This is a genomic window from Nocardia takedensis NBRC 100417 (genome assembly GCF_000308695.1).
Lineage (GTDB): Bacteria > Actinomycetota > Actinomycetes > Mycobacteriales > Mycobacteriaceae > Nocardia > Nocardia takedensis.
Genome location: NZ_BAGG01000061.1, coordinates 116,214 through 128,101 on the forward strand (window position 1 = coordinate 116,214; position 11,888 = coordinate 128,101).

Annotated in this window: 13 protein-coding genes; 10 read left to right on the forward strand and 3 right to left on the reverse strand. The window is 70.9% G+C overall.

Annotated features, from left to right (window positions below; genetic code table 11):
- Window positions 1-18: 18 nt before the first annotated feature.
- Both ON30_RS12795 and ON30_RS12800 read left to right on the forward strand, forming a co-directional pair.
- Window positions 19-357, forward strand: coding sequence for a histone-like nucleoid-structuring protein Lsr2 (locus ON30_RS12795; protein ID WP_040706896.1), 339 nt, complete (start codon window positions 19-21; stop codon window positions 355-357).
- Between the two features lie 132 nt (window positions 358-489).
- Window positions 490-873 (forward strand): hypothetical protein, encoded by a 384-nt coding sequence (locus ON30_RS12800; protein ID WP_040706898.1) that lies wholly within the window; start codon window positions 490-492, stop codon window positions 871-873.
- 9 nt (window positions 874-882) lie between these two features.
- Here the strand turns inward: ON30_RS12800 and ON30_RS12805 are convergent, their stop codons facing one another.
- On the reverse strand, window positions 883-2,088 hold the full coding sequence (locus tag ON30_RS12805) for a PucR family transcriptional regulator (RefSeq protein WP_040706900.1): 1,206 nt from the start codon (window positions 2,086-2,088) through the stop codon (window positions 883-885).
- 248 nt (window positions 2,089-2,336) lie between these two features.
- On the opposite strand from ON30_RS12805, the gene ON30_RS12810 reads away from it, so the two are divergent.
- From ON30_RS12810 to ON30_RS12840, 7 genes are all read left to right on the forward strand, one after another.
- Window positions 2,337-3,032 carry a type 1 glutamine amidotransferase domain-containing protein gene (locus tag ON30_RS12810; protein ID WP_040706901.1) on the forward strand — a complete coding sequence of 232 codons (696 nt, stop codon included), beginning with the start codon at window positions 2,337-2,339 and terminating at the stop codon, window positions 3,030-3,032.
- A gap of 167 nt (window positions 3,033-3,199) precedes the next feature.
- A complete protein-coding gene (locus tag ON30_RS12815) occupies window positions 3,200-3,784 on the forward strand; it encodes a biotin transporter BioY (protein ID WP_040707082.1) in 585 nt (194 codons plus the stop codon).
- Complete coding sequence (locus tag ON30_RS12820; RefSeq protein WP_040706903.1) at window positions 3,777-4,898, forward strand: class I adenylate-forming enzyme family protein; 1,122 nt, start codon at window positions 3,777-3,779, stop codon at window positions 4,896-4,898. Before ON30_RS12815 ends, ON30_RS12820 begins: the two co-directional genes overlap by 8 nt.
- The gene (locus tag ON30_RS12825) at window positions 4,895-6,022 is read left to right on the forward strand and encodes a thiolase family protein (RefSeq protein ID WP_040706905.1); all 1,128 of its coding nucleotides are present in this window, start codon (window positions 4,895-4,897) and stop codon (window positions 6,020-6,022) included. Before ON30_RS12820 ends, ON30_RS12825 begins: the two co-directional genes overlap by 4 nt.
- The gene (locus ON30_RS12830; RefSeq protein WP_040706907.1) at window positions 6,019-6,699 is read left to right on the forward strand and encodes an energy-coupling factor ABC transporter ATP-binding protein; all 681 of its coding nucleotides are present in this window, start codon (window positions 6,019-6,021) and stop codon (window positions 6,697-6,699) included. The genes ON30_RS12825 and ON30_RS12830 overlap by 4 nt, the downstream gene beginning before the upstream one ends.
- Entirely contained in the window at window positions 6,696-7,298 is a 603-nt protein-coding gene (locus ON30_RS12835; protein ID WP_040706909.1) for an energy-coupling factor transporter transmembrane component T family protein, read from the forward strand. The genes ON30_RS12830 and ON30_RS12835 overlap by 4 nt, the downstream gene beginning before the upstream one ends.
- Complete coding sequence (locus ON30_RS12840) at window positions 7,291-8,679, forward strand: AMP-binding protein (RefSeq protein ID WP_040706911.1); 1,389 nt, start codon at window positions 7,291-7,293, stop codon at window positions 8,677-8,679. The genes ON30_RS12835 and ON30_RS12840 overlap by 8 nt, the downstream gene beginning before the upstream one ends.
- 3 nt (window positions 8,680-8,682) lie before the next feature.
- On the opposite strand, the gene ON30_RS12845 is transcribed toward ON30_RS12840, so the two are convergent.
- Window positions 8,683-9,924, reverse strand: a complete 1,242-nt coding sequence (locus tag ON30_RS12845; protein WP_040706913.1) for a cytochrome P450 family protein — start codon at window positions 9,922-9,924, stop codon at window positions 8,683-8,685.
- Window positions 9,925-10,126: 202 nt separating this feature from the next.
- Entirely contained in the window at window positions 10,127-11,299 is a 1,173-nt protein-coding gene (locus tag ON30_RS12850) for an aminoglycoside phosphotransferase family protein (RefSeq protein ID WP_040706914.1), read from the reverse strand.
- 220 nt (window positions 11,300-11,519) lie between these two features.
- Here ON30_RS12850 and ON30_RS12855 point away from each other — a divergent pair, with 220 nt between their 5' ends.
- On the forward strand, window positions 11,520-11,843 hold the full coding sequence (locus tag ON30_RS12855) for a WXG100 family type VII secretion target (RefSeq protein ID WP_040706916.1): 324 nt from the start codon (window positions 11,520-11,522) through the stop codon (window positions 11,841-11,843).
- Window positions 11,844-11,888: the final 45 nt, after the last annotated feature.

Genomic DNA, 11,888 nt, shown 5'->3' on the forward strand with positions numbered 1-11,888 from the left:
GACACGAGGGGGCTTCCAATGGCCGAGAAGGTAACTGTCACCCTGGTCGACGACTTCGACGGAACTTCGATCGCCGACGAAACCGTTCAATTCTCCCTGGATGGGGTCGATTACGAAATCGACCTGTCTGCCCCCAACGCGACCGAACTCCGCCATTCGCTGGCGCCGTGGGTCGGAAAGGCGCGGCGCACCGGGGGGAGGACCAAACGTTCGTTGATCACGAAGTCGGCGTCGGCGGCGGACCGGGAACGCAGCGCGATCATTCGCGATTGGGCGCGGCAGAACGGTCATCCGGTATCGGCGCGCGGTCGGGTCGCCTCCGGTGTGGTGGAGGCCTACGAACGCGCCACGGCCTGAGTTCGCTGGGATACCTCACAATCGGGATTCGCCGCCCTTCGGGGGTTTGCCCGAGTCGGATCGTCACGCGGTTCGCCCCGGCATTCGGACACTAGCGTCGGTGGCGACGTCCGGTGACGAAAGAGGAGTGCCATGGACACCGAGGGCCGGTGGAATCCCGAGTGGCGTGCGCTCCCGCCGCGCGGACTGTTGGGCCGCGCCGGGTCGGAATTCCGCCTCGCGTTGCGCGAGGCCCTGTCCAAGGCCATCGCGCTGCTCGACGATCTGGACGAATCAGCGCTGGTCCTGGCGAGATTGGAGTTCGCCGTGGCGCAGCGCGCCCGCGAGGGTGTTCCGATCGAGGCGGTGCTGCGGGTCGTGCACGACAGTGTGCGACCCTACGCGGATCGCTGCGGCGGGGCAGGCGCCCGGCCCGCGGATCGGCGGGTCCGGACGCCCGAGGTGCGTGAGGTGCTGGAATTGCTGACCGCCACCGTCGACCGCGCCTACGGAAAGCCGACCAGCGGTATGGAATGACGCCGGATTTCAGGACCGGCGATAACTGCGCGCCACCAGCGCGGACCGCAGGTACCACAAACCGGAGGGTTGGGTGGGGTCGAATCCGATCAACGTCCCAATTCTTTTGAGCCGGTAATCAATGGTGTTGGTGTGCACGTGCATGAGCCGCGCGGTGCGCTGCCGGTTCAGGTTGTTGCCGATGTGCAGGCGCAGCGTCTCGAGCAGATCGGGATGATCGTCGAGCGGATCGAGCAGTGCGCCGAGGTATTCCCGGCCCGGCCCCGGACGGGTCAGCTGGTATTCCAGGGCCATATCGTCGAAACGGTACAGGCCGCTCTCACAGCGCAGTCGCCGCACCATATCCAGCAATTCGTGCGCCTGCTCGGCGGCCTGGGGAATCCGGTCCGCCGCCGCGTCCACCACCGTCGCGGTGATCGGCGCGCGGGCCGCCTCCGACAACTCGGCGACCAGAGTTTCCAATGCCTCGTGGCCGAACTTCCCGCCCGGCACCAGAATGGTCCCGCCGTGCCGATCGAACAACGCCAGCGGATGACGGTGTGTACTCGCCAATCGGGCCTGGATCCGGTGCGCGGTGCGTCGCGCCTGCGTCGCGGCGTCGGCGCGCGGATCGCGCTCCTCCGGCGTCGTGGGCACCCACAGCGCGAGCACGGCGTAGGCGTCGGCGATCTCCACCCCGCATTCGCGGGCCATCGTGGCCGAATTGTGGCCGCTGAGCAACGCCGCGGTCAGGGTGTGCAGCGCGGTGTGCTGTTCGGCGCCCACCGCGCGCAGTTCCCGGACGTAGCCGACCGAGATGGCCGAGATCATCGTGTCGAGGATCTCCACGGCGAGGCGGGTGCCGTCGACCAGGTGGTCGGTGGCCTTCGCGTGCCCGACCATGAGGTCCAGGCCGAGGGTGAACCCTTCGTGCACGGCGTTCTGCACCGTGTCGATCGGGATGCCCTCGCGCGCCCAGCCCGCGGCGGCGAGTTCGAGTTGTCGGGTCTTGTCCGCGATGTCGTGGCCGTCGAGCATGCTCACGGCCAGTTGCAGACAGACCCGGGTGACGTTGCCGACGTCGCTGTCCGCGTCACCCGGCAGCGCCCCGTGGGGAACCATCTCGGTCACGCGGCCGACCACTTGCCTGGTCAGCATTCGGACGTCACGCAGCGAGGCGGACGAGACCTGGCCCGGGAGGGGCAGGCCCGTTCGACCGACATCGTCGACGGTCATGATTCTCCTTCGTGCGGGATCCAGACCCTGCCGGGCCACGCTATCCCCGGGATGCCCGACCTCGGCGACGATTCGCGCCGGGCTGTCGAAGCGACGACGGGGAGTACGGTCGGCGTTGTGAGGGCTCACACGAATTCGGTCGCGCCCGGGTGGGTAAGCACGATTCCGACGCCGCGACGCCTGGTGGGCGAGTAAGGCGGGCGCGCGGCGTCCGAACCGAACGACGATCCGGAATCCGGAGGTATGCGATGTCGAAAATTCTGTTCGTCCTGACCGGGGCCGACCATTGGACGCTCGCGGACGGGACGAAACACCCGACGGGGTACTGGGCAGAGGAAGTGGTCGCCCCTTATCTGGCCTTCACCGAGGCGGGCCACGAGGTGGTGGTGGCCACGCCGGGCGGGGTGACCCCGACGGTGGACCAGGCGAGTTTGGCCGCCGACGCCAACGGCGGCGCGGAGAACGCGAAGCGGATCGCCGCCGCGTTGAAGTCGGCGGGTGAGTTGAACCGGCCGATCCGCCTCGAGGACGTCGACCTGGACGACTACGCGGCGGTCTACTACCCGGGCGGCCACGGCCCGATGGAGGATCTGGCGGTCGACGCGACCTCCGGCGCGCTGCTCACCGCGGCGCTGGCCTCGGGCAAGCCGCTCGGCGTGGTCTGCCACGGTCCGGCGGCGCTGCTGGCCACCGTCGACGGCGCGGGCGCCAGTCCGTTCGCCGGCTACCGGATCACCGCGTTCACCAATGCCGAGGAGCGGCAGGCGGGGTTGGCGGACAAGGCGAAGTGGCTGTTGCAGGATCGGCTCGCCGACCTGGGCGTCGAATTCGGCGAAGGGGAGCCGTGGGCGCCCAACGTGGTGGTCGACCGTAATCTCTTCACCGGCCAGAATCCGGCGTCCTCGGGCCCGCTGGCCGCCGACATCCTGCGCGCGCTGGGCTGAGTGGGTGTGGCGGCGGCCCCGATTCGAAGGGGAGGATCCGGGGCCGCCGCAGGGGATATCGGCGCGCGACCCCGTCGGGTTAACAGCGCGCGTCCCGGTCGATCGGCACATCGGTACCGGAGTTTGCTACCTTGAACGCCGTTCAAGTGTGACGGTGGAAGGTGATCATGGACGGCGTCGAGAACCCGCGTGTACGGCGGGTCGCGTTCACCGGGCGGGATATGGCGCAGGTCGCCGTCTTCGCGGCGCTCATCGCCGCGCTCGGCCTGCCCGGTGCCATCACGGTCGGATTCAGCGGTGTGCCCATCACGGTCCAGACCCTCGGCGTCATCCTCGCGGGCGCCGTCCTCGGGCCGCGCAAAGGCACCGCGGCGGTCGTGGTCTTCCTGGCGTTGACCCTGATCGGCCTGCCGCTGCTCTCGGGCGGACGCACCGGACTGACCGCCCTGGCCGGACCGAGCGCGGGCTATCTGATCGGCTGGATCCCGGCCGCGTGCGTCATCGGCCTGCTCACCGTCCGCATCCTGCCCAAGTACCCGGTGGCGCTCGGTCTGCTGATCAACGCGTTCGGCGGCATCCCGGTCATCTACCTGTTCGGCACCCTCGGCCTGCTGCTGCGCACCGACCTCGGTCTGCGCGAGGCCATCACCACCAACGGCGCCTTCATCCCCGGCGACCTGGCGAAGGTCGTCGTGGCGACCGTGGTGGCCAAGGGGGTACACCGCGCCTACCCCGGTGTCATCGGTGGTTGATCCGCTCCGCGCCGATCCCGGCGACCGGCCCGCTCTCGACCTCGGCGGTGAGCGCTACAGCTACGCCGAACTCGATCGCGCCGTGGACGCGTGCAACCGCGATCTCGCCGGGCACACCCGCTACGACGCCTCGGCGCTGCCGCCCGCGCGGGCCCTGATCCGTGTCTGCGCCGCCGCGCGCCGGGGTGTGCCCGTGCACGTCGAGAACCCCGACTGCCGCCCGGTGCGCACCGAGGTCCCGGACGGCGCGTTCCTGCTGGTGGCGACCTCAGGATCGACCGGGACGCCGCGGGCGCTGGCCCGCACCGCGGCCTCGTGGTACGACAGCTTCCCGGCCTTCGGCGCGCTCACCGGCGTCACCCCGCGCGACCGCGTCCTGCTGACCGGACCGCTGCACGCCACCATGCACCTGTTCGGCGCGCTGCACGCGCTGTGGAGCGGCGCGTGCGTCACGGACGATCCCGCCGGGGCGACTGTCGCCCACGCGGTGCCGGCGGTCCTGCGCGACGTGGTCGCCGCCGCACCCCGCTTGCGAACCGCGATCGTGGCCGGGATCGCCCTGGACGACGGCGCGGTCGCCGCGGCGGGCGGGGTCGAGATCATCGAGTACTACGGTTCGGCGGAGGTGTCGCTGGTGGCCGCGCGCCGCGTGCCCGAGGCGTTGCGCGTGCTCGACGGGGTGCGCGTGGACGTCCGCGACGGACTGCTGCACGTCGACTCCCCGTACACCGTCCTGGGCGGCCCGCGCTGGTATCCGGTCGGCGATCTGGCCGAAGTGCGCGCCGACGGCGAACTGGTCGTGCGCGGGCGCGGCGACGGCGTCATCAACGTCGGCGGGACCACGGTCGTCGCGGAGGACGTCGAACGGGTCCTGGGCGGGGTGCGCGGCGTCGTGGCCGTCGCGGTGCTCGGCGCGCCGCACGCGGTCTTCGGCGAGATCGTCACCGCCGCCGTGGAACTCGACGATTCCGCGCCACTGGCCGAGGTGCGCGCGCGAGCCAGGTCCTTGCTGACCAAGGAGGCCGTCCCGCGCCGCTGGGTCACCCTGCCCGCACTGCCGCGCACCGCCTCGGGCAAGGTCGCCCGCGGCCGACTCCGGACGATGCTCGCGTGACCGGCGCGCCGGTGCTGGTGGCGGGGCGGCGCACCCCGATCGGCAACGCGGGCCACGGATTCGCCGACCTGACCGTCACCGATCTGGCCGCGCCGGTGCTGAGCGCCGTGCTCGCCGAGGTGCGCGCGGGCGGGATCGAGGACGAGGTCGACGACGTAGTGTTGGGCAACTGCCTCGGCCCCGGCGGTGATCCGGCGCGGGTGGCGGCGCTGCGCGCCGGACTCGGCACGCACATCCCGGGCGTGACCGTCGACCGGCAGTGCGGGTCCGGCCTCGACGCCGTGTTGCAGGCGGCCCTGCGCGTGCGCGCCGGACAGGACACACTGCTGCTCGCGGGCGGCGTGGAATCGGCCAGCACCGCGCCGTGGCGATTCTGGCCCCCGACCGGCGACGCCGACCCGGTCCGCTACACCAGGGCCCCGTTCGCCCCGCCCGAGTTCCCCGATCCCGACATGGGTGTGGCCGCCGACGACCTCGCCCGCCTGCGCGGCATCGACCGCGGGCGTCAGGACGAGTACGCGGCCCGTTCGCACGCCTTGGCGGCTGCCGCCGATTTCTCCGCTGAGATCGTGCCGATCGGTTCGATCGCGCGCGACCAGCGGATCCGGGCGGGAATGACGGTCGAACGTCTGGCCCGCCTGCGCCCGAGTTTCGGCGCGGACGGCACCGCGACGGCGGGCAACTCCTGCGGGATCTCCGACGGCGCGGCCGTGCTCGCGGTGACCACCGCCGAGCGCGCGGCGGGGATGCCCGCGCTGCGGGTGCTCGGCGGGGCCGTCGCGGGGTCGGACCCGGCCCTGCCCGGCCTCGGTCCGGTCGAGGCGATCCGAAAAGTGCTGCACCGCACGGGCGTCGGGGTCGCCGATCTCGGCGTCGTGGAGATCACCGAGGCGTTCGCCTCCGTGGTGCTCGCGGTCGCCGACGACCTCGCGATCGACCCGTCGCGGATCTGCCCGCAGGGCGGCGCGATCGCGATGGGCCATCCCTGGGGCGCGTCCGGGGCGATCCTGCTGGTGCGTCTGGCGCATCGGATGGCCCGCGCGGACGGGCCGGAACTCGGCTTGGCCGCCTGCGCGATCGGCGGCGGACAGGGGATCGCGATGATCGTGGAGCGGGTGTCGTGAGCGAGATCGTCTTCACCGGGGTCGCCCACCGCTACGGCGAACGGGAAGTGCTGCGCGGCATCGATCTCACGCTGACCGAGCGGCGGATCGGGATCATCGGCGCGAACGGTTCCGGCAAATCCACGCTGGCCCGCATGATCAACGGCCTGCTCGAACCCACCGCGGGCACGGTCACCGTCGACGGGGTCGACGCCGCGCGCAAAGGCGCGCAGGTGCGGCGGCACGTCGGCTTCGTCTTCACCGACCCCGACACCCAGATCGTGATGCCCACCGTCGGTGAGGATCTGGCGTTCTCGTTGCGCCGCAGCGGACTCCGGCGCGACGAGATCGCCGCGCGCGTCACCGAGATCCTGGAGCGATTCGGTCTGACCGAGCACGCCGACCATCCCGCGCACCTGCTCTCGGGCGGGCAGAAGCAGTTGCTCGCGCTCGGCGCGGTCCTGATCCGGCGTCCGTCGGTGATCGTCGCCGACGAGCCGACCACGCTGCTGGATCTGCGCAACGCGCGGGTGGTCGCGCGGGCGCTGGACGCGGTCGACCAGCAGGTCATCGTGGTGACCCACCAATTGGCGCTGCTGGAATCCTTCGACCGCGTCGTGGTCGTGGACGACGGCGCGATCGCCTTCGACGGCACGCCGGCCGACGCCGTCCCCGCCTACCGCGAGTCGGTCGAATGATCGGCCTCTACCGGCCCGGGAATTCGGTGCTGCACCGTCTGCCCGCCGGGGTGAAACTGCTGCTGCTGTTCCTGACGATCATCGCCGCGACGGTCTTCGCGCGCACGCCGTGGACGGTCGGTGCGGTCGGTCTGGTCGTGGTCGCGCTGTTCGCCGTCGCGGGCATCCCGTGGCGGGTCGCGCTGGCGCAATTGCGACCGGTGGTGTGGATGTTGGCGGTGATCGCGGTCTTCCAGGTGCTGCTGACCTCGCCCGCACGCGCCGCGGTGGTGTGCGGGGTGCTGCTGATCTCGGTGGCGTGCGCGGCCCTGGTCACCCTCACCACCCGGGTCACCGACATGCTCGACGCCGTGACCCGCGCGCTCGGCCCCACCCGCCGCTTCGGTGTGGACCCCGAACGGATCGGGTTGCTGCTGGCGCTGGCGATCCGCTGCGTCCCCCTGCTGGCGACCATCGTCCACGAAGTCGCCGAGGCCCGGCGGGCGCGCGGCCTGGAATGGTCGATGACGGCGCTGGTCACCCCCGTCCTGGTGCGTTCGCTGCGCACCGCCGACGCCATGGGCGAAGCCCTGGCCGCCCGCGGAGTCGACGATGACTGACCTGCTCACCGACCGGATCGCCGCCCGCGTCGACAGCGATCCCGCCGCCACGGCGGTGCTCGCCGCCGACGAGCGAGTGGACTACGGCGAGTTCTGGACCAGGGTCAGCCGCACCGCCGCGGGACTGCGCGGGATGCGGCGGGTCGCGGTGCTGCCGAGTTCCGACGTCGAATCCCTGGTGGCGGTCACCGCCGCCATGCGGACGGGCGTCAGCGTGGTGCTGCTGCACCGACATCTGCTGCCCGCCCAATTGGCGCGGGTGCTGGAACTCGCGCGGCCGGGCGCGGTGGTCGCCGCCGAACGTCAGCATCGCCGACTGCGCCGACTCGGCTGCGAAACCCCCTGCACCATCGCGGATCTCGCCGCCGACGGCCCCCACGCGACGGCCTGTCCCGAGGATGAGCTGCTGGTCGGGGTGACCTCGGGCACCACCGGCGAGCCCAAGCTGTTCGTCCGTGACCAACGCTCCTGGGCCACCACCCTGGACCGCTCGGACCGGACCTTCGACATCGCGGCGGGCGACCGAGTCGGCGTGCCGGGCGTCCTGGACCACACCCATTTCCTCTACGGCGCGCTGCACGCGCTGACCCGCGGCGCGACCGCCGACCTGCGCCCGCTGCCGCAGGCCATGGACGAGCACACCACCCATCTCTACACCGTCCCGACCCTCGCCTGGGACCTCGTGCGGGCGGGCGTCGGGCCGTTCCCCGGGGTGCGCGGCGTGCTGTCCTCGGCGGCGCGCTGGCCCGTGGCGGGACGACGCGCGCTGCGCGAGGTGCTGCCCGCGGCCGACCTCGTCCACTTCTACGGCGCGTCCGAACTCAGCTTCGTCTCCTTCGACCGCGGTGTCGACACCGCCGACGAGCACGCGGCGGGAACGCTGTTCGACGGCGTCGAGGCGCGGATCAGCGACGGTGTCGTCCACGTGCGCAGCGATATGCTCTTCGCCGGTTACCTCACCGAGGGCGGTCTCACCGGCGGCCCGGTGGACGGCTGGATGACCGTGGGCGACCGCGGCCGCCTCGACGGCGACCGACTCACCCTGTTCGGTCGCGCGAGCGAGATGCTCATCCGCGGCGGGCTCAACGTCGAACCGGCCGCGGTCGAGACCGCGCTGACCGCCCTGCCCGGCATCGCCGAAGCCGCCTGCGTCGGCCTGCCTGACCCGCGCATGGGGCACGTGCCGGTGGCCGCCGTCGTCCTCGGCGCGAATCCGCCTGCCACGAGCGAGATCTGGGCGCACCTGCGGGCGAGCGTGCCGAGCCCGAGCATGCCCGTGCGACTGCTCGTCCTGTCGAGTCTGCCGCGCACTCCGCGCGGCAAACTCGACACGGCCGAAATGACGAAACTGTTCACGGCCGAAGGAGATTCGAGGCCCTGACCGTCACCGCCCCAGCGGGGTGGTGGGGGTGAACACCACCGGCAGCGCCGTGAGCGCCCGGTGGAACGGGCCCGGCCGCCACTGCGGCGGACCGTCGCCGCGGTCGATCCGCATCTCGGGCAGCACGTCGAGCAGTTGGTCGATCGCCGACTGCGCGATCAGATAGGACAGCGACTGCGCCGGGCAGGCGTGCGGGCCGACGCCCCAGGCCAGATGGGAGCGGTTGCCGGTCAGATCACCCGTCCGGATCGCCGGATCGTTGTTGCAGGCCGCCATGCTGATGACCACCGGTTGGTGGGCGGGCAACCACACGTCGTCGATGAGGATCGGCTGTTTCGGGTAGGTGATCAGCAGATTCGCCAGCGGCGGGTCGTTGAACAGCACCTCGTCCAACGCGTCGCGCGAGGACAGATTGCCCGCCACGACGCTGCCGCCGAAGCGGTCGTCGGTGAGGATGAGTTGCAGCGTGTTGACGATCAGGTTGAGTTGGAACTCGATCCCGGTGCCGTAGACCTGCGAGACGTGATGGGACACCTCGACGTCGTCGAGGGGGTGCTCGAGCAGCACCGAGGTCAGGTCCGCGCCCGGTTCCAGCTTCTTCAGCGACACCAACCGCATCAGGGCCTCGCCGAGCATCCGGTTGCCAGCCTCCGCGTCGACGCCCTCGAGCAGCGCGGCGGTGCCCGCGGCGACCTGCTGGCCGATCTCCGGCGGGCAGCCCAGAATGTGGTTGACGGCGGCGAAGGACAGCGGGAACACGTACTGGCTGATCAGCTCGGCGTGACCGTCGCCGCAGAAGGAGTTGACCAGTCCGAGGGCGATCTCCTCGACCGCGTGCCGCGTGCCGAACAGGTCGACCTGGCGGATGCCCGCCGTGATGGCCTGGCGGTAGCGAGCGAAATCCAGTCCGGTGCTGCGGCTGGCCATGGGCCGCCACTCCAGCAGCGGCAGGATGGGACAGTCGGCGGGCACGTCGCGCTGCCAGGTGCGCGGGTCGGCCGGGAAATGCTCGGGATCATTGAGGATGCGCACGGCCGTGCGGTAGGCGACGACCAGGGTGGCGGGCACCTCCGGCGCGAGTTCGACCGGCGCCAACGAGCCGAAGCGCTCGCGCATCATGCGGTAGTGGGCGTGCGGGTCGGCGGCGAATTCCGGCGAGTGCAGGGACACCCGCGGGCCGGCGGAGGAGACGGGGGAGCCGTGGACGACCGGGCATGCCCGGTCCACGGCAGGTGGTGTGCTCAAGCAGAACTCCCAAAAGTATTCCTGCACTGCGGATTCGAGAAGAGTGACGCTGGGCCGAACGGCGAACGCGGAGCCGGATCGGCCTCCGTCGAGCAGCGACCATGCTACGCCCTCGGCGCGCAACCGGGAGGTCGGGTGAAAAAGGGCTGGATGGACTGTTTCTCGCGTGCCGCGGCACACCGCGCGACACGCGAGAATCGACTCAGACGCCGAGCGCGCCCAGCGAGTCGTGATCGTCGATGGCGGTGGTGATCCGCTCGAGCAGGGTCAGGCAGGTCTCGGTGCTCTGCATCCGCGGCTGATAGGCGGCCCGCCCGATGGTGAAAGCCCAAGCGGCATAGGCGAACATCGACTGTTGCCGGTAGGCCGTCCACGCCTCGTCGAAGGTGGGAGCGCCCCCGTCCACGGCGCCCAGTTCGTCCAGGTAGGCGCGCAGCAGATCGGCGTCCCAGGCGCGTCGGTCCTCCGGGGCGCACCCCGAGTTCACCGTGTAGGCGAAGTCGTGGGCCCACCCGCCGCGCATCACCACCTGCCAGTCCACGTAGCCCATCCGGCCCGCGTCGGTTACGTAGGTCTGCCCGATGTGCGGATCGCCGTGCAGCAGGGTCAGCGGCATCTCCTCGGTCGCCAGGTCGATCGCCTTGGCCACCCCCGCCCACAATCGCTCGGCGCGCCCGTGCAGCGACTCGGGCACCACCGACTCCGCGCGGCGCAGACCCACCTCGCACCGCTTCTTCATATCGATCGCGCCCAGATACGCCTGCAACGCCTCGACGGTCGTCTTGAGTCCTTCGATGCGCTGCCCGCCCCAGAACGTGCGGTGCAGGCGCGCCAGATTGCGGACCAGATCCTCCATCTGCTCGCGCTCGATCCGCGCGCTCGGCTCGCTGAACCGCGCACCCCGGGTCGCGGCGACGTCCTCCATCAACGCGATCGAACGCCACGACCCCGGATCGGCCGCGCCCCAGTAGCCGATCGGGGCCTCCATATCGATCAGCGGACGGAAGTCGCGGAAGAACCTGGTCTCGCCGTCGATCATCTTGCCGCCGCCCAACAGGATCCGCTGCGAGAGCGCGGTCGTGGTCTTGGCGAACAAGCGCGTCGGCAACCCGGCCTCGACGCCCGCGTCGTTGTAGTCCACCCGGATCGCCAGTCGCGTGGAGGTGCCACTGCTGCCGTCGGAGGTCTCGAAACCGAGTGCCTCGGCCCCCGGGGTGTCACGGCACAGCACCGCCGTCAACCATTCCGGTGTGATGGTCTGCGCCGAGACCGGCACGTCCTCGATGCTCCGCGCCCGCGGCCTGCCGATCTTCTCCCCCAGGATGTGCGCCCCCACCGTGGCCGACCGTCCCAGCAACCATAGCTTGTGGTTCATCCGCAGCACGGTACCCGCCGAAGATCTTGGACGGCACCGGCTTTGCTCACCCGATGCGCCGGGTGCGACCGTGGTACGGTGCGATGATCGGAGACGGAGCACCTTCCGTTCATTCCGAGGCCACCTGGCGGCAGAATGGCGGTCGATCGGTCGACACTTCGTCCGAGTGTGCTGGTCGGAGCAGTGATTCGGCCCGTCGCAGCACAGGAGGAGTGTCGTCATGTCGGAGCGCGTCGAACTCGATCCCGATCGGCTGCGCACGGCCGCGCGGAAGACCGCGCACGTGCGCGACCGGATAGACGGCGTGATGTCGACGCTGCGCGGTTCGCTGGCCGGCCGCGGCGCGCCCTGGGGCGGTGACACCATCGGCACGCAGTTCTTCAACGGCCCCAACGGCGGTGACGGCTACGAGGCGTCGGTGACCAACCTGAACCTCAGCACGTCCAACATCGCCACGACCTTCGGCAACTTCTCCAACAACCAGTACACCACCGCCGGTTACCTGGAGAACCAGGACGAACACAACGCCGACGGGTTCAACTGAACCGGGTATGAGGCAGCGAGGATCGTCGTCACCGCGGCCGTGCGG